Source organism: Kitasatospora sp. NPDC057965, from assembly GCF_042887135.1.
Taxonomy (GTDB): Bacteria; Actinomycetota; Actinomycetes; order Streptomycetales; family Streptomycetaceae; genus Kitasatospora.
The window spans coordinates 79,990-97,294 of sequence record NZ_JBHVPZ010000012.1 but is presented as its reverse complement, the minus strand read 5'-3'; the positions used below and the strand labels follow the sequence as shown (position 1 = coordinate 97,294).

The 17,305-nt window shown below is 74.8% G+C and carries 13 protein-coding genes and 1 pseudogene; 10 read left to right on the top strand and 4 right to left on the bottom strand.

Annotated features, from left to right (window positions below; translation table 11 throughout):
- The first annotated feature begins 54 nt into the window (after positions 1–54).
- The 3 genes and pseudogenes from ACFVVU_RS17600 (at position 55) to ACFVVU_RS17590 (ending at position 4,180) form a co-directional block, all read left to right on the top strand.
- Entirely contained in the window at positions 55–1,341 is a 1,287-nt protein-coding gene (locus tag ACFVVU_RS17600) for an adenylate/guanylate cyclase domain-containing protein (protein ID WP_387790741.1), read from the top strand.
- A gap of 489 nt (positions 1,342–1,830) precedes the next feature.
- Positions 1,831–2,967 (top strand): annotated as a pseudogene (locus ACFVVU_RS17595) (diguanylate cyclase domain-containing protein); the annotation flags it as partial.
- 853 nt (positions 2,968–3,820) lie between these two features.
- Positions 3,821–4,180 carry a hypothetical protein gene (locus ACFVVU_RS17590; RefSeq protein WP_387790740.1) on the top strand — a complete coding sequence of 120 codons (360 nt, stop codon included), beginning with the start codon at positions 3,821–3,823 and terminating at the stop codon, positions 4,178–4,180.
- Positions 4,181–4,193: 13 nt separating this feature from the next.
- Here ACFVVU_RS17590 and ACFVVU_RS17585 read toward each other — a convergent pair whose 3' ends face one another.
- A complete protein-coding gene (locus ACFVVU_RS17585; RefSeq protein ID WP_380681901.1) occupies positions 4,194–4,811 on the bottom strand; it encodes a TetR/AcrR family transcriptional regulator in 618 nt (205 codons plus the stop codon).
- A gap of 95 nt (positions 4,812–4,906) precedes the next feature.
- Here ACFVVU_RS17585 and ACFVVU_RS17580 point away from each other — a divergent pair, with 95 nt between their 5' ends.
- Entirely contained in the window at positions 4,907–6,121 is a 1,215-nt protein-coding gene (locus ACFVVU_RS17580) for a macrolide family glycosyltransferase (protein WP_387790738.1), read from the top strand.
- A gap of 22 nt (positions 6,122–6,143) precedes the next feature.
- Here ACFVVU_RS17580 and fdhD read toward each other — a convergent pair whose 3' ends face one another.
- Positions 6,144–6,965, bottom strand: a complete 822-nt coding sequence (fdhD, locus tag ACFVVU_RS17575; protein WP_387790736.1) for a formate dehydrogenase accessory sulfurtransferase FdhD — start codon at positions 6,963–6,965, stop codon at positions 6,144–6,146.
- Between the two features lie 184 nt (positions 6,966–7,149).
- On the opposite strand from fdhD, the gene hutH reads away from it, so the two are divergent.
- Positions 7,150–8,730, top strand: coding sequence for a histidine ammonia-lyase (gene hutH, locus ACFVVU_RS17570; protein WP_380681908.1), 1,581 nt, complete (start codon positions 7,150–7,152; stop codon positions 8,728–8,730).
- A gap of 114 nt (positions 8,731–8,844) precedes the next feature.
- On the opposite strand, the gene ACFVVU_RS17565 is transcribed toward hutH, so the two are convergent.
- Positions 8,845–9,288, bottom strand: a complete 444-nt coding sequence (locus tag ACFVVU_RS17565) for a hypothetical protein (protein ID WP_380681904.1) — start codon at positions 9,286–9,288, stop codon at positions 8,845–8,847.
- A 253-nt stretch (positions 9,289–9,541) separates the two neighbouring features.
- Here ACFVVU_RS17565 and ACFVVU_RS17560 point away from each other — a divergent pair, with 253 nt between their 5' ends.
- Both ACFVVU_RS17560 and ACFVVU_RS17555 read left to right on the top strand, forming a co-directional pair.
- A complete protein-coding gene (locus ACFVVU_RS17560) occupies positions 9,542–10,411 on the top strand; it encodes a MurR/RpiR family transcriptional regulator (protein ID WP_380681905.1) in 870 nt (289 codons plus the stop codon).
- Between the two features lie 79 nt (positions 10,412–10,490).
- The gene (locus ACFVVU_RS17555; RefSeq protein ID WP_380681906.1) at positions 10,491–10,838 is read left to right on the top strand and encodes a hypothetical protein; all 348 of its coding nucleotides are present in this window, start codon (positions 10,491–10,493) and stop codon (positions 10,836–10,838) included.
- Between the two features lie 80 nt (positions 10,839–10,918).
- Here the strand turns inward: ACFVVU_RS17555 and ACFVVU_RS17550 are convergent, their stop codons facing one another.
- Positions 10,919–12,826 carry a ricin-type beta-trefoil lectin domain protein gene (locus ACFVVU_RS17550; protein ID WP_387790734.1) on the bottom strand — a complete coding sequence of 636 codons (1,908 nt, stop codon included), beginning with the start codon at positions 12,824–12,826 and terminating at the stop codon, positions 10,919–10,921.
- 204 nt (positions 12,827–13,030) lie between these two features.
- On the opposite strand from ACFVVU_RS17550, the gene hutU reads away from it, so the two are divergent.
- From hutU to ACFVVU_RS17535, 3 genes are read left to right on the top strand one after another with little or no spacing between them, the layout of a single operon-like run.
- Positions 13,031–14,686: a urocanate hydratase gene (gene hutU, locus ACFVVU_RS17545; protein WP_387790880.1), complete on the top strand. Its 1,656-nt coding sequence runs from the start codon at positions 13,031–13,033 to the stop codon at positions 14,684–14,686.
- Positions 14,687–14,715: 29 nt separating this feature from the next.
- Positions 14,716–15,903, top strand: coding sequence for an allantoate amidohydrolase (locus tag ACFVVU_RS17540; protein WP_387790878.1), 1,188 nt, complete (start codon positions 14,716–14,718; stop codon positions 15,901–15,903).
- Positions 15,891–17,243 carry a formimidoylglutamate deiminase gene (locus ACFVVU_RS17535; RefSeq protein WP_380686910.1) on the top strand — a complete coding sequence of 451 codons (1,353 nt, stop codon included), beginning with the start codon at positions 15,891–15,893 and terminating at the stop codon, positions 17,241–17,243. The genes ACFVVU_RS17540 and ACFVVU_RS17535 overlap by 13 nt, the downstream gene beginning before the upstream one ends.
- Positions 17,244–17,305: the final 62 nt, after the last annotated feature.

The window sequence follows — 17,305 nt, the reverse complement described above, 5'->3', positions numbered from 1 at the left end:
CGTGCGCCGGGTGGGCGCCCCGTGCGTCCCCTTACCTCCCCTTGACCCGGGCGGATGCCCCGGATCGCGCGATTCCGTGCGAACATTCCACCTGGCAGCAGTGTGAGGCGCGCCACTGCCCGCCGGGTGGCGGGCGCGCCGGACACGCAGGACACGAGGCGAGTGCGGCGACCGCACGGGGACGGACCGGTGGCAGAGGACGGCAGCAACGGCGGCGGCAACGGCGCCGGCGGCAACGGCGGCCCGGCGGGCTCCGACGACCAGACCGTCGCCCTCGACCTCGAACGCCTGATCCTGGACGCGCCGCGCCGCTACACCCCGTACCAGGCCGCTCGCGCCGCCGACGTCCCGATGGAGCTGGCCACCCGCTTCTGGCGGGCGATGGGCTTCCCGGACATCGGGCAGTCCAGGGCGCTGACCGACGGTGACGTGATCGCGCTGCGCCGGCTGGCCGGCCTGGTCGAGTCGGGCCTGCTGAGCGAGTCGATGGCGATCCAGGTGGCCCGTTCCACCGGCCAGACCACCGCCCGGCTGGCCGGCTGGCAGATGGACACCTTCCTGGAGAACCTCACCCAGTCCGTCGAACCCGGCCTGACCCGTGCCGACGTCGCGTACCCGCTGGTCGAGCTGCTGCTGCCGGAGCTGGAGCAGTTCCTGGTGTACGTCTGGCGGCGGCAGCTGGCCGCCGTCACCGGCCGGGTGGTGCAGGCCGCCGAGGACAACGAGATCACCAGCGGCAGGCTCGCCGTCTGCTTCGCCGACCTGGTCGGCTTCACCCGGCTGTCGCGGCGGCTGGAGGAGGAGGAGCTCGGCGAGCTGGTCGAGACCTTCGAGAACACCTGCTCCGACCTCATCGCCGGCCAGGGCGGCCGGGTGATCAAGACGCTCGGCGACGAGATCCTCTTCGTCTCCGAGGACCCGGTGACCGCCGCCGGGATCGCGCTGGGCCTCATCGAGGCGCTGGCCGAGGACGACACCATCCCCGCGCTGCGGGTCGGCATGGCCTTCGGCACGGTCACCTCGCGGATGGGCGACGTGTTCGGTACGACGGTCAACCTGGCCAGCCGGCTCACCTCGATCGCGCCCAAGGACGCGGTGCTGATCGACGGCGAGTTCGCGGCCGCGCTGGAGCAGAACGGCAGCGTCGCACCGCCCGACGCGGACGGGCCGGGGCTGGCCGAGGCGCTGTCGGCGGCGGCCGGGCTGCCGCCGGCGGGACCGTCGGCCCCGGGGCCGGAGGCCGCCCACCGGTTCAACCTGCAGCCGATGTGGCGCCGGCCGGTGCGCGGGCTCGGGCTGGTCGAGCCGTGGCTGCTCTCCCGGCGGGTGCGCCCCGAGTAGCCGCGCGCCGCCCGGATGCGCGCCGCCCGGACGCGCGGCGACAGCACCGCGGCGACCCTGCGACAGCACCGCGGCGGACCGCGGTGGACCACGACTGCGCGGCGGCACACCACGACACGCCCGAGGGCGGACTGCCGTGCGGTCGTGCGGGTGCGAAGTCGAAAACGGGGCATAACCGAACGAATCCGCCATAGTCTTGGTGCAGGCGCCCCGGTGCGACCGGCCGCGGTGGCGGTGCCGTCGGACGGGTAGGAGCGGGTCGGGGCGCGGGCACGCGCGTCGCACGCGGGACGGGCGGCGTCCGGACGGACCACCAGCAGGACCGAGCACAGGGAGCGAGGCGAGCCGGTGAGCAGTGAGGCGATCATGACGGACCGCGACCGGGCCCAGCAGCCGCCCGTCGTCCCCGAGCCCGGGGCGGGGCAGGCCCCGGGGGACGGTCCGGCCACCGACGCGCGGCTGAAGGCCGTGGTCGAACTCGCCCAGGACATGGCCGGAGCGCTCACCCCGCTGGAGGCCGTCCGGGCCGCCGCCGCCCGGGCCACCGGGGCGCTCGGCGCGACGATGGCCGCCGTCTCGGTCTGGGACCGCGAGTCCGGCCGGCTGCGGGTCCTGGTCAACCACGGCGAACTCGCCCCGGGGGAGCAGGAGCTGCCGGAGGACGAGTCCTACCCGGTGGCCGACTTCCCCGAGATCGTCACGTACCTGGAGGAGCGCTGGACCACCGGCCGGCTGCCGCGCGCCTGGGTGCAGACCGCCGACAACAGCCAGCCGCACGCCGGGCACGCGCACCCGACCGCCGGCGCGTACTGCCAGGAGCGCGCCGCCGCGCTGCGCCGGCGCGGCCGGGCCTGCTGCGTGGTCGCGCCGATCGTGCTGCACGGGCAGGCCTGGGGCGAGCTCTACCTCGCCCGCACCGCGGGGATGCCCGCCTTCACCGACGCCGACGCCGACTACGCGACCCTGCTGGCCGCCCAGATCTCGGCCGGCCTGGCCCAGACCGAACGCCTCGCCGACCTGCGCCGGCTCGCCTTCTCCGACCCGCTCACCGGCCTCGCCAACCGGCGTGCGGTGGACGCCCGGCTGGAGAGCGCGCTGGCCGCGCACAACCGGGACAACACCGTGGTCTCGTTGGTGGTCTGCGACGTCAACGGCCTGAAGCGGGTCAACGACCAGCTCGGCCACGAGGTCGGCGACCGGCTGCTCGAACGGTTCGCCCACCAGCTGTCGCTGGCCGCAGCCAAGCTCCCCGGCAGCCTCGCCGCCCGGCTCGGCGGCGACGAGTTCTGCCTGCTCGTCGAGGGGCAGAAGGCGGACGAGGTGGTGGCCGTCGCCGAGGAGCTGTGCGCGCGGGCGCTGGCCCTGTCCGAGGGCGAGGGGGTGGCCTGCGGGGTCGCCTCCACCGGCGACTCGATCGGCCCCGTCACCACCCCCGACCGGCTGTTCCGGCTCGCCGACGCCGCCCAGTACCGGGCCAAGGCCGCCCGGGCCGCCCACCCGGTGGTGGCCGGGCGCAGCCACGGCCCCGGCTTCGCCCCCGACCCGACGGTGCTGCTCGCCGACGCCGCCGAGCCGCAGCACCGCGGCGACGGCCGGTTCCGCCCCGGCGGCCGGGCCGGGGCCGGGGACCGGCGGCGGTTCCGCGGCGCCGCGCACAGCGCCGACCCGGGGCAGTTGCTCACGGCGGTGCTCGCCGCGCTCGACCAGCAGGGCGCGGTGCGGGCCGTGCACCCGGCCGACACCATCGGCAAGCTCGCCATCGTGGCCGAGACCTCGGCCCGGCTGCTGGACGCGGTCGGCTGGTGGATCTCCTACGTGCCGCCCGGCTCGCAGCTGATGCGCACCGCCCGGCACGCCGTCTACCGGATGACCAGTGGGCCGAGCAGCACCCGGGCGGAGACCCAGCGGGCCCAGATCGAGGCCCCGGACGCGGTCTTCGACCTCCGCCACTACCCGATGACCCGCCGGGCCGTGCGCGGCGGCGCCTTCGCCCTGCGGGCGGGCGCGGCGGGCAACGATCCGGCCGAGGAGGCGATGCTGGTGGTCTCCGGCTACCGCGGCATGGTCGCCGCCGGCGGCCAGAACGCGGCGGGCGGCTGGCTCCTGGAACTCTTCGCCGACGACGCCACCCTCCCGCTCGGCCAGGTCGCCGCCGCCCTGCGCACCCTGGCCGCCGTCGCTCTGGCCGGCCCCGCCTCCCCACCGGAGGCCTGAGGCAGGGGCCCGCCCCCGGCACCGTCGCCGCGCATCCGCATCCCGCTCCCTCGTGCCGCCGTTGCCCCGGCCGGTCCCGCCCCCCGCCGGGTAGCCGCGCGGCGGGGGAGTGTGGCGCTTCGGTGACCGGTGTGTCCCGAGCCGGTCGCGGTCCGGTCGCGGGGGTGGGCGCGGCGGGGCGTGCGTGGGAGGGTTTCCGCGGTCGGCGGGCCGTCGGGGGCGCCGCCGGGTCGGATGTCGGGGGTTGGTTCCTGTGCGCGCTCGGTTGACGGGTCTGGTTCTCTCTGCGGTGCTCGCCTTCGGCGGCGCCGGATTGGCCGCCGCTCCGGCGGCCTCGGCGGCGCCGGTGGTGAGCACCGCGAGTACGGCGAGAACGGCGAGTACGGCAGGCACGACGAGCACGGTGGCGGGCGGCGGGGCCGTCCAGGAGGCCCGGAGCGGCGTGACGGCGGGCCGGCACGGCACCACCACCCAGCTGGCCAAGGACAAGGACAAGTCCAAGAAAAAGAAGAAGAAGGGCCTCGGCAGGTTCATCGGCCTGATCATCGGCGCCGTCGTGGTGCTGGTGGTGATCGTCGTGATCATCGCCGTGGTGCTGGTGCTGCGCCGCCGCAACCGGTCCTGACCGGCCCGCGGGCTCAGCCGCCGGAGGTGCCGAAGGCGCTCAGCAGGGCGGCCGCCACCTGGTCCGCGTAGTCGGCGTCGAGCGGGCCGAGGCCGTGCAGCCAGCGGTAGTACAGCGGGCCGTAGAGGAGTTCGAGGGCGAGGTCCAGGTCCGCGTCCGCCCGCAGCTGCCCGGCCTCCCGGGCGGCCCGCAGGCGGTCGCGGGTGACCTCCAGCAGCGGGTCCAGCAGCCGTTCGCGGTACTCGCGCAGCAGGTCGGGGTCGGTGAGGACCTCGGCGGCGAGGGCGCGTCCGGTCCGGTTGAACGCGGGGTCGGCGAGTTCGAGGACGGTGCCCCGCAGGAGGGTCCGCAGGTCCTCGGCGAGGTCGCCGGTGTCGGGGAGGGCGAGGCTGCCGGAGGCGTTCTCGTTGGCGGCGAGGAAGGAGTCGAAGACGACGGCGCCCTTGGACGGCCACCAGCGGTAGATGGTCTGCTTGCCGACGCCGGCGCGGGCGGCGATCTTCTCGATGGTGAGCTTGCCGAAGCCGATCTCGGCGACGAGCTCGCCGGCGGCGGTGAGGATCGCCGTGCGGCTCTGCTCGTTGCGACGGCTGGGGTCGGGGGCGTTCTGCTGTCTGGCCACGGCCGCCATCCTAACGAGTTGGCGAGACGGACCGTATTGTCTTGACACGGCTCCCCGGGCGGCGCATTCTTGTGGGACACCAGCGAGACGAACCGTCTCGTCTCATGACTTCCGAGGGGACCACCGAGATGACCCGCTCCGCCGCCCACATCGTCATGGCCTCCATCCCGGCCCACGGCCACGTCAACCCGAGCCTCGCCGTGATCGCCGAACTCGTCGCCCGGGGCCACCGGGTCAGCTACGTCAACGACCCGTCCTTCGCCGGGGCCGTCTCCGCCACCGGCGCCACGCTCGTCCCGTACCCGACGGCGCTGCCGCTCGACGGTGATCCCTCGGGCTGGCCGCAGGACCCGGTCGCCGTCCAGGACGTCTTCCTCGACGACGCCCTCGCGATGACCCCCGTCCTGCGGAAGCTCTTCGCCGAGGACCGGCCCGACCTGGTCCTCTACGACATCGGCGCCTACGCCGCGCGGGCGGTGGCCGAGGGCCACGGCGTGCCGGTGCTCCAGCTCTCGCCCACCATGGTCGGCTGGGAGGGCATCGAGCAGGACCTCGCCGGGGTCTACGAGGCGCTCCGCACCGGGCCCGGAGGCCCCGAGCACTACCGGCGGTTCGGCGACTGGCTGGCCGGGGCCGGCGCCGTCGTCCGGGACGTCGACCGGTTCAAGAACCGCCCGGAGCGCGCGCTCGCGCTGATCCCGCGCGCCCTGCAGCCCAACGCCGAGCGGGTCGACCCCGAGCGGATCACCTTCGTCGGCCAGTGCTTCGGAGACCGCTCGCACCAGGGCCACTGGCAGCGGCCGGCCGGCGCGGAGAAGGTGCTGCTGGTCTCGCTCGGCTCGGCGTTCACCGACCGGCCCGGCTTCTACCGGGAGTGCCTGGCGGCCTTCGGCGGCCTGCCCGGCTGGCACGTCGTGCTGCAGGTCGGCAGGCACACCGACCTCACCGCGCTCGGCGAGGTGCCGGCCGGCGTCGAGGTGCACCGCTGGGTGCCGCAGTTCGACGTGCTGGCGCAGGCGGACGCCTTCGTCACCCACGCCGGCACCGGTGGCGCGAGCGAGGGGCTGTACCACGGCGTGCCGATGATCGCGGTGCCGCAGGCCGTCGACCAGTTCGCCAACGCGGACTCGCTGGTGGCGCTCGGCGTGGCCCGGCGGCTGGACACCGAGGACGCGACGGCCGCCGCGCTGCGGGCCGCCCTGCTGGAGCTGACCGGCGACCCGGCGGTGGCCGCCCGCCTCGCCGCGCTGCGTGCCGAGGCCCGCGCCGAGGGCGGCACGACGCGCGCGGCGGACCTCGTCGAGGCGCAGCTGGGGTGAGGCGGAGCCGGGTGGGGTCCGGTCAGCCGATCCGGTCGGGGCGGGTGTAGACGTTGGCGCCCTCGCCGCGCAGGAAGCCGACCAGGGTGAGGCCCAGCTCCTCGGCGAGGTCCACGGCGAGCGAGGACGGCGCCGAGACCGCGGCCAGCAGCGGTACGCCGGCCAGCGCCGCCTTCTGGGTCAGCTCGAACGAGGCCCGGCCGCTGACCAGGAGCACGTGTCCGGTCAGCGGCAGCCGGCCCTCGCGCAGTGCCCAGCCGACCACCTTGTCCACCGCGTTGTGCCGCCCGACGTCCTCGCGGGCGCAGAGCAGCTCGCCGCTGCGGCCGTCGAACAGTCCGGCGGCGTGCAGGCCGCCGGTGGAGTCGAAGGTCCGCTGGGCGGCGCGCAGCCGGTCCGGCAGTCCGTACAGCAGCGCGGGCGGGACGGTCAGCGGGTCGTCGCCGACCGGGTGGCGGACATGGGTGCGCACGGCGTCCACGGTGTCCCGGCCGCACAGGCCGCAGGCGCTGGTGGTGAGCAGGTTGCGGTGCGCGGAGAGCGGCAGGGTGGCGGCGCCGCGCGGCGTCGCGTCCACCACGTTGTAGGTGTTGGCGCCGTTCTCGTCGGTGCCGGCGCAGTAGCGCAGCGCCGCGAGGTCCTCGGCGGTGCGGACGATGCCCTCGCCGACCAGGAAGCCCGCCACCAGGTCGAAGTCCTGGCCGGGGGTGCGCATGGTGACGGTGAGCGGTTCGCCGCCGAGCCGGATCTCCAGCGGTTCCTCGGCGGCCAGCGAGTCCGGCCGGAAGGTGCGGCCGTCCCCGCGCAGCCGGAGCACCCGCCGCCGTGCCGTCGCCCGCGTCATCGTCCCGCCTGCCTCTCCGTCCGCCGCGACCGGCGCCCCGCCGTCCGCCTCCCCACCCCCACAGCGTGCGTCACGGGGCGGGATATTCGAAAATCCTGATGACCGCCCGTACCGTGCTCGACTTTCCAATGCGCCAGGGTGGTTGTCATATCTTCATTCACCTGATGAGATGGTGTATATGGATATGCACAGTGCTGCGGCCCCCCACGCGCCGCTCGTCCAGGTCGGCAAGGCCGATGTCAGCGCCGAGGACGTGCTGGCCGTCGCCCGGGGGAACGCCCGGGTCGAGATCGGTCCCGACGCGCTCGCCGAGATGGCCGCCGCGCGCGCCCGGATCGACGCCCTGGCCGCCGAACCGCGCCCCGTCTACGGCGTCTCCACCGGCTTCGGCGCCCTCGCCGTCCGGCACATCAGCCCCGAGCTGCGCGCCCAGCTGCAGCGCTCGCTGGTGCGCTCGCACGCCGCGGGCATGGGCCCGGCGGTGGAGCGCGAGGTCGTCCGCGCGCTGATGTTCCTGCGCATGAAGACGCTCGCCAGCGGCCGCACCGGGGTGCGCCCCCTGGTCGCCGGGACCATGGCCGCGATCCTCAACGCCGGCATCACCCCGGTGGTCCGCGAGTTCGGCTCGCTCGGCTGCTCCGGCGACCTCGCACCGCTCTCGCACTGCGCGCTCGTCCTGATGGGCGAGGGCGTGGCGACCGGCCCCGACGGCGCCGAGAAGCCCGCCGGCGAACTGCTCGCCGCCGCCGGCATCGAGCCCGTCGAGCTGCTGGAGAAGGAGGGCCTCGCCCTCATCAACGGCACCGACGGCATGCTCGGCATGCTCGTCATGGCCATCGCCGACCTGCAGCGGCTGTTCACCACCGCCGACATCACCGCCGCGATGACCCTGGAGGCGCTGCTCGGCACCGACAAGGTGCTCGCCCCCGAGCTGCACGCCCCGATCCGCCCGCACCCCGGGCAGGCGCTGTCCGCCGCCAACATGCTCGCCGTGCTCAAGGGCTCCGGCCTCACCGGCCACCACCAGGACGACGCCCCGCGCGTCCAGGACGCCTACTCGATCCGCTGCGCCCCGCAGGTGGCCGGCGCCGGCCGGGACACCCTCGCGCACGCCCGGCTGGTCGCCTCCCGCGAGCTGGCCGCCTCGGTCGACAACCCGGTGGTGCTGCCGGACGGCCGCGTCGAGTCCAACGGCAACTTCCACGGCGCCCCGGTCGCCTACGTGCTGGACTTCCTCGCCATCGCCGCCGCCGACCTCGGCTCGATCTCCGAGCGCCGCACCGACCGGCTGCTCGACAAGGCCCGCTCGCACGGCCTGCCGGCCTTCCTGGCCGACGACCCGGGCGTGGACTCCGGTCTGATGATCGCCCAGTACACCCAGGCGGCGCTGGTCAGCGAGAACAAGCGGCTCGCGGTGCCGGCCTCGGTCGACTCGATCCCCTCCTCGGCCATGCAGGAGGACCACGTCTCGATGGGCTGGTCCGCCGCCCGCAAGCTGCGCCAGGCGGTGGAGAACCTCGGCCGCATCCTCGCCGTCGAACTCACCGCCGCCGCGCGGGCCCTGGAGATCCGCGGGCAGGCCGACGGCTCCGGCGGCACCCCGGCCCCGGCCACCACCGCCGCGATGGCCGCCGCCCGCGCCGCCGGGGTGGGCGGCGCCGGGCGCGACCGTTTCCTGTCGCCGGACCTGGAGGCCGCGGCCGCGCTGGTCGCCTCCGGCGAGCTGGTGCGGGCCGTCGAGCAGGTCACCGGGCCGCTGGCCTGACGGCGCCGGACGGCCGGACGGGCCGCGCGGAGCGGGTGGACCCCGGTGGAGCAGGTGGACCAGGTGGACCAGGTGGAGCGGGTGGGAGAGGTGACGGCGGCTCGGGAGCCCCGGCTACTCCCACTCGCTCCCCGCGTCCGCCGGCCGGCGCCTCTCCTCCGCGCGCTCGGCCAGCGCGGCCGAGACGTTGACGCCGACGATGCCGCTCCAGCAGACCAGCAGGCCCCAGAACCCGCCGGCGCCGGCGGCGATGCCGGACAGCGGGATGCCCAGCGCCATGGAGATGACCGGCAGCCGGATGCCCGAACGGCCGGAACGGCGCGGACGGGGCCCGTACCCCGGCGGGCCGTAGGAGCGGCCGGCCTCGGCCGGGCGGCCGTACCCGTCGGCCGGACCGAGCCGCTCGGCGACCCGGCGCTCCACCCGGGCGTCGAGCCGGGCGTCCAGCCGGGAGAGGAAGGAGTCGATGAGCTCCGACTCGTACTCCTTGCCGAGTTCCTTGCGGGCCTCCAGCGTGGCGTCCAGATCGCGCCGCAGGCTGTCCTGGCGAGTTTCCATGGACACCAGACTGGGCCCGAAGGGCCGGGCCGGTCCACCCGTTCGCCGCTATCTCGGGGCGGACTCAGGGGGATTTCAGGGTCACCCCGAGGCCGCGGGCGGCCCCTGCCCGGCCCGTGCCGGGCTCGTCCGAGGTCCGTGCCCGGTCACATTCCGGACGTCTCAGCCGGCGTCCCGTCGTACGAGACGTCTTTGCCAGCGGCCCGCCGCTGCTGCACAGTCATCCGAACAGCTCGCATCCGGAGGTACCGCCATGACCGCCACCGACGACGCCGGCACGGTCGGTCCCTCCGCCCGGCTGCTCCAGCTCTTCGAAGGCCACCGGCTCACCCCCACCCAGCGGCGGATCGCGCACTCGCTGGTGCGGCACGCCACCCAGGCGCCGTTCCTCTCCAGCGTCGAGGTCGCCGAACTCGCCGGCGTCAGCCAGCCGTCGGTGACCCGCTTCGCGGTGGCCCTCGGCTACGACGGCTACCCGGCGCTGCGCAAGCAGCTGCGCGAACTCGGCGCCGGCGAGCCCGCCGCCCCCGAGAGCCTGGCCGACGCGGTGCGCAACGAGCACCAGCAGGCCGTCCTCGCCGAGATCGAGCACCTGCGCCACCTCGCCGAACTGCTCGCCGACCCCGAGCCCATCACCCGCGCCGCCCGGCTGCTCGCGGCCTCCCGCCCGCTGCCGGTCCTCGGCCTGCGGGCCGCCTCGGCGCAGGCGCGGGGCTTCGCGTACTTCGCCGCCAAGGTGCACCCGGACATCCGGCTGCTCGACGAGGGCGGCAGCATGCTCGCCGACCGCCTCGAACAGGCCTCCGCGGCGGGCGCGAGCGTGCTGCTCTGCTTCGCCCTGCCGCGCTACCCGCGCGAGCTGATGGACGCCCTGGCGGTGGCCCGGGACTGCGGACTGACCGTCATCACCGTGGCCGACAGCGTCTTCGCGCCGGTCGCCAAGCTCTCCGACCTGATGCTGCCGGCCGCGGTCGGCACCGGCCTGGTCTTCGACACGGCCTGCGCGCCGATGATGCTCGGCCGGGTGCTGCTCCAGCGCATGTGCGACGAACTCCCGGGCGCCGAGGCGCGGTTGGAGTCCATCGAGCAGTCGGCGGCGGCCCGCGGACTGTTCCTGGAGTAGGACGCGGCCCGACGCGGCGCCGTATCCGCAGGTTGGCGACCCGTCCGGGGCGGGCATCACTCCGTCAGGGGGTGCCGCCATGCGTGTGATCCACGAGATGAAGTTCGTCGGCCGGCTCGCCTCCGGAGCCGACGAGTGGTCCTGCCCGACCTGCGGACGCCGTGTCACCCTGCGCCGTCTGCCCGACCCCGAACTCACCGTCCTCGACCCGGGCGACGAGACCGTCGTCCACGTCGGGGTGATCGAACCCGACGCCCGTGCCGCCGCGGCCGCCGAACGGTACGGCCTCGGCCCCGTCCAGGAGATCCCCCGCCCACCCCGCAACCCCGTGCCCCCCGGCACCCCGGCGGCCGTCGTCCCCGACGACGCCGACCGCCGCTGGCTGGAGGAGATCGGCATCCACTGGGGCGACGACGCGGCCGCGTGACCGGTGCGTGCCGCCGCGCGAACGCGGCAGGACCCCGCCGCGGAGTGCGGCGGGGTCCTGCCGGTGCGGCCGGTGGAGCCTCAGGAGAGGCGCGTGGCGGCGGGGACGCCGAACTCGAACCGCTGGTTGGCGCCGCCGTTGCAGTCCCACAGGACGAACCGGGTGCCGTTGGCGGTGTTGCCGTTGGGGAGGTCGAGGCAACGGCCGGACTGCGGGTTGAACACCGTGCCGTCCGCCTGCGGCAGCCAGACCTGGTTACCGCCGCCGTTGCACGTCCAGAGCGCGGTCGCGGTGCCGTTGCCGGTGCCGTTCCCGCGGGCGTCGAGGCACAGGTAGCCCGACTTGAGGCTTCCGTCCTTCGCGTCACTGGTGAAGGACTGGCCCCTGGCCGCCCCGCAGTTCTCGACCTGGACCGGCGAGCCGACCTCGCCGTAGGTGGTCCCGACGGTCGCGCACTTGGTCCGGTCGAGCGCGAGCTTGTAGGTGGAGTCCCAGCCCTTGGCGGGCCCGGCGGCCCGCTGGATCAGGGCGACGTCGCTGAGCTCGCCCTTGAACCGCGCGTTCGGCGCGCCCTGGTACCGGTACTGCCCGGCCTGGAAGGCGCCGGTGGCCTGGAAGGAGTCGCCGGCGGCGTGGTAGCCGGTGGCGGCCACATTGCCGTTGACCTGGAGGGTGATCTGCCCGGTCGCGGAGTTGTAGGCCACGCTCAGCTGGTTCCAGGCGCCGGGGGTGAAGTCGGCCGAACCCGAGCTGTAGGGCGCCACCTGGTCGTAGGACCAGGAGTCGTCGTCCTGCCGGCCCAGCGCGGCGTGCCAGCGGCCGTCGCTCGGGTCGGCCCAGAGCGCGAAGGCGCTCGACCGCGTGCCCTCCTGGCTCAGCACGACGCCGCCCTCGGTGGTGGGCTTGGCCCACGCGGTGACGGTGAAGCTCTCGCGGGTGTCGATCAGCGGGCGGTCGGAGGAGAGTGCTCCGGTGCCGTTCAGGGTGGCGACCGTGGCGGGGCCGGGGACGCTGCGCCCGTCCGGGCCGGTGAACGGGCTCTGGTTGTCCGCCCGGCCGACGCCGGGGCCGGCCGTGAGCGGGGCGGTACCGGCGGAGTCGGCGCCGAGGTCGTCACGGCCGAGCTGCCACTGGTGCGCCGGGTTCGCCAGGTCCCCCAGCACGACCGGGCCGGGGTAGACGAAGGTCGGGATGACGGTCTCGGCGGAGTAGTTGCCGGCCTGGTCCACGTCGCGCACGCGCAGGGTGGTCGGGCCCGGCTGGGAGAAGGGGATGTCCACGTTGACGCCAAGGCCGCCCAGGCCGCCGCAGCTCGTCCTGGTCCACGGGTCCGTCTCGTTGGTGCGGTACTCGATGCAGCCGTGGCCGGAGGTGTAGATGCGTTCCTTGTCGTTGTCGTCCTTGACCTGGAAGCTGAGGCGGTTGGTGCCGACCTGCGGGATGCCCATCGACAGCAGCTGGAGGCGGGGGCCGCGGCGGTCCACCTTGAAGTGGCAGTCGGCGGTGGCCGCGGACCGGTTGCCCAGGCCGTCCGTGCCGACCACGTTCCAGGTGTAGGCGTGGCCCTCCTTCAGCTTGGTCTCGTCGAGCACGAGCTCGGCCTGCGCGCCGGGGGCGAGCCCGTCCACCCGGCCGGTGATGACCTCGGCGTTGTTCTCCATGGTGTCGCGGACGTGGAACTCGGCGCCGAGCGCGCCGGAGGAGCCGTTCACCGTGGCGGCGAGGCTGTTCGTGCCGCCGGCCAGCCAGCCCCAGTTGTTGTAGTTGTCGACGCCGCAGCCGTCGGTGTGGGTCTCGGGGTACAGGGTCCCCGGCGCGACCGGGGTGACGCGGGTGCCGGTGGGGGTCTCCACCGGGGCCGGGTCGGCGGCGTGGGCGAGCGGGGCGCCGGCGAGCAGGCCGACGGCGAGCGCGATGACGCTGCCGCGCGCGGCCGTTCGGCGGATCCGGTCGCTTCGCGACGGTCTGGCCTGGCGTGGCTGGATCAAGGTCACAGGGATCCCCCCAAGGATCGACCGGACGGGACAGTTCCGTTGGTTCGTGCACAGCATGATGGTGCGTCGGGGCGTGCGTCAATGGGTTTCCGGCCAGTGGTGCCCGACCCCTGGCCGAGGGCCGAATGATTGGATATATTCAGCAGAGTCGAGCCTGAATGAATTCATCCGCAAGGAGGCCGGGACATGGTGCAGCAGGTGAGCGGACCGCGCGAGGTGTGGGCGGCACGGGGAACGGCGCTGACGACGCAGGGGTGGCAGCAGGAGGCGGCCCTGCGGATGCTGATGAACAACCTCGACCCCGAGGTGGCCGAGCACCCGTCGAAGCTGGTCGTCTACGGCGGCACCGGCAAGGCGGCGCGCGACTGGCGCTCCTTCGACGCCATGGTGCGCACGCTCCAGGGGCTGAAGCAGGACGAGACCATGCTGGTGCAGTCCGGGCGGCCGGTCGGCGTCATGCAGACCCACGAGTGGGCGCCGCGGGTGCTGATCGCCAACTCCAACCTGGTCGGCGACTGGGCCAACTGGGAGGAGTTCCGCCGGCTGGAGAGCCTCGGGCTCACCATGTACGGGCAGATGACCGCCGGTTCGTGGATCTACATCGGCACCCAGGGCATCCTCCAGGGCACCTACGAGACCTTCGCCGCCGTCGCCGACAAGCGGTTCGACGGCACCCTGGCGGGCACCATCACCCTCACCGCCGGCCTCGGGGGCATGGGCGGCGCCCAGCCGCTGGCCGTGACCATGAACGGCGGCGTGGCGATCTGCGTCGACTGCGACCCGTCCCGGATCGCCCGCCGGATCGAGCACCGCTACCTGGACGTCGAGGCCAAGGACCTCGGCCACGCCCTGGAGCTCGCCACCGCCGCCCGCGACAAGCGGCAGCCGCTCTCCATCGGCGTGCTCGGCAACGCCGCCGAGCTGGTCCCGCAGCTGCTCGCGATGGACGCGCCGATCGACATCGTCACCGACCAGACCAGCGCCCACGACCCGCTGAGCTACCTGCCGGTCGGCGTCGCCTTCGACGACATGGCCACCTACGCCGCCGAGAAGCCCGCCGAGTTCACCCAGCGCGCCCGCGAGTCGATGGCCCGGCACGTCGAGGCGATGGTCGGCTTCCAGGACCGCGGCGCCGAGGTCTTCGACTACGGCAACTCGATCCGCGGCGAGGCCCAGCTGGCCGGCTACGACCGCGCCTTCGCCTTCCCCGGCTTCGTCCCCGCCTACATCCGGCCGCTGTTCTGCGAGGGCAAGGGCCCGTTCCGCTGGGCCGCCCTGTCCGGCGACCCGCAGGACATCCACAAGACCGACAAGGCCGTCCTCGACCTCTTCCCGGAGAACGAGTCGCTGCACCGCTGGATCCGGATGGCCCAGGAGAAGGTGCACTTCCAGGGCCTGCCCGCGCGGATCTGCTGGCTCGGCTACGGCGAGCGCGACAAGGCCGGCGAGCGGTTCAACGACATGGTCGCCTCCGGCGAGCTGTCCGCGCCGATCGTCATCGGCCGCGACCACCTGGACTGCGGCTCGGTCGCCTCCCCGTACCGGGAGACCGAGTCGATGCTCGACGGCTCCGACGCGATCGCCGACTGGCCGCTGCTCAACGCCATGGTCAACGTCGCCTCCGGCGCGTCCTGGGTCTCCATCCACCACGGCGGCGGCGTCGGCATCGGCCGCTCGATCCACGCCGGGCAGGTCACCGTCGCCGACGGCACCGCGCTGGCCGGCGAGAAGATCCGCCGGGTGCTCACCAACGACCCGGGCATGGGCGTCATCCGGCACGTCGACGCCGGCTACGACCGGGCCGTCGAGGTCGCCGACGAGCGCGGCGTGCGCGTCCCGATGGGCGAGCTGTGACCGGGCTGACCGCCGGAAGCTTCGAGCAGATGTGGGCGGAGCTGCTCCCCGTGGGCCGCTCCGCCGCGTCCGGCGGCTACCGCCGGTTCGCCTGGAACACCGCCGACGCCGAGTGCCGCGCCTGGTTCGAGCAGCAGGCCCGTGACCGCGGCCTGGCCTACGAGCTGGACCGCAACGGCAACCAGTGGGCCTGGCTGGGCGACCCGGAGGCGGGCGGCGCCGTCGTCACCGGCTCGCACCTGGACTCCGTCCCGGACGGCGGCGCCTTCGACGGCCCGCTCGGCGTGGTGTCCTCCTTCGCGGCGCTGGACGAACTGCGCGCCAGGAACGCGCGGTTCAGCAGGCCGCTGGCGATCGTCAACTTCGGCGACGAGGAGGGCGCCCGGTTCGGCGTGGCCTGCATCGGCTCCCGGCTCAGCGCCGGGGTGCTCGGCCGGGAGGCCGCGTACGAGCTGCGCGACGCCGACGGGGTGCGGCTGCCGGACGCGATGGAGCGGGCCGGCCAGGACCCGACCGCGATCGGCGCCGACGGCGAGCGGCTCGCCCGGATCGGCGCCTTCGTCGAACTCCACGTCGAGCAGGGCCGCCACCTCGCCGAGGACCGGCCGGTCGGCGTCGCCTCGGCGATCTGGCCGCACGGCCGCTGGCGGTTCGACTTCCACGGCGAGGCCAACCACGCCGGCACCACCCGGATCGAGGACCGCCGCGACCCGATGCTGACCTACGCCACCACCGTGCTCGCCGCCCGCAAGAAGGCGCGGCTCGCGGGCGCGCTGGCCACCTTCGGCAAGGTCGCCGTCGAGCCCAACGGCACCAACGCGATCGCCTCGCTGGTCCGCGGCTGGCTGGACTCCCGGGCGGCCGACGAGGCCACCCTCACCGAGTTGGTCGCCCAGATCGAGCACGCCGCGGCCGAGCGCGGCGGGCGCGACGGCGTCCGGGTCGAGCTGACCCGCGAGTCCTACACGCCGGTGGTGGACTTCGACGGCCCGCTGCGCGACCGCCTCGCCGCCCGCCTGGGCGGCGCCCCGGTGCTGCCCACCGGCGCGGGACACGACGCCGGGATCCTGGCATCGGCCGTGCCGACCGCCATGCTGTTCGTGCGGAACCCCAGCGGCGTCTCGCACTCCCCGGCGGAACACGCCGAGACGGCCGACTGCCTGGCCGGCGTCGCCGCCCTCGCCGACGTACTGGAGGATCTGGCGTGTCATCAGTGACCTACTGGGCGCAGTACGCGTGGCTGCCGCACGTCAACGGGCCGGTGGTCGAGCAGGACGTCCTGATCGGCACCGGCGCCGACGGCCGGATCACCGAGGTGCGGCCGGACAGCGGCCCCTGCCCGTCCGGCGCCGTCCGGCTGGCGGGGCTGCTGCTGCCGGGCCAGGCCAACGCCCACTCGCACGCCTTCCACCGGGCGCTGCGCGGCCACGTCCAGGTCGGCTCCGGCACCTTCTGGACCTGGCGCGACACCATGTACCGGTTCGCCGGAGCGCTCGACCCGGACCGCTACCTGGCGCTCGCCACCGCCGTCTACGCGGAGATGGCGCTCGCCGGGATCACCGCCGTCGGCGAGTTCCACTACCTGCACCACGCGCCCGGCGGCGTCCGCTACGACGACCCCAACGCGATGGGCGAGGCGCTGATCGAGGCCGCCGCTCGGGCCGGCGTCCGGATCACCCTGCTCGACACCTGCTACCTGTCCTCCGGCTTCGGCGCCGAGCCGACCAGGCCGCAGCTCCGGTTCGGCGACGGCGACGCCGACGCCTGGGCCGAGCGGGCCGACGCCCTGCGCCCGCGCGAGCACGCCCGGATCGGCGCCGCCGTCCACTCGGTGCGCGCCGTGCCCGCCGAGCAGCTCGGCACCGTCGCCCACTGGGCGGCGATGCGCGAGGCGCCGCTGCACGTCCACCTGTCCGAGCAGACCGCCGAGAACGACGCCTGCCTCGCCGCGCACGGGGTCACCCCGACCCGGCTGCTCGCCGACCACGGCGCGCTCGGCCCGCGCACCTCGGCCGTGCACGCCACCCACCTCACCGAGGAGGACGTCAAGCTGCTGACCGACTCCTCCACCACCGTCTGCATGTGCCCCACCACCGAACGGGACCTCGCGGACGGCATCGGCCCGGCCCGGCAGCTGGCCTCCGGCGGCTGCCCGATCACCCTCGGCAGCGACAGCCACGCCGTCGTCGACCCGTTCGAGGAGGCCCGGGCGCTGGAGCTGGACGAGCGGCTGCGCACCCGCACCCGCGGCCACTGGACGGCCAACGCGCTGCTGCGGGCGGGCACCGAGGACGGGCACGCCTCGCTCGGCTGGCCCGAGGCCGGGCGGATCGAGGCCGGCGCCCTGGCCGACTTCACCGTGATCGCGCTGGACTCGGTGCGCACCGCGGGCCCGCCGCCCCGGCTCGGCGCGGAGATCGCGGTGTTCGCGGCCTCGGCGGCGGACGTGCGGCACGTGGTGGTCGGCGGGCGCCAGGTGGTCCGGGACGGCGCGCACCTGCTGGTGCCGGACGTGCCGGGCGCGCTGCGGTCCTCGATCGACGCCCTGAGCTGCTGAGCTGTCGTTCTCCCGACAGGGCTGAGCTGTCGTTCTCCCGAAAGGTAAAACGTGACCTCCCC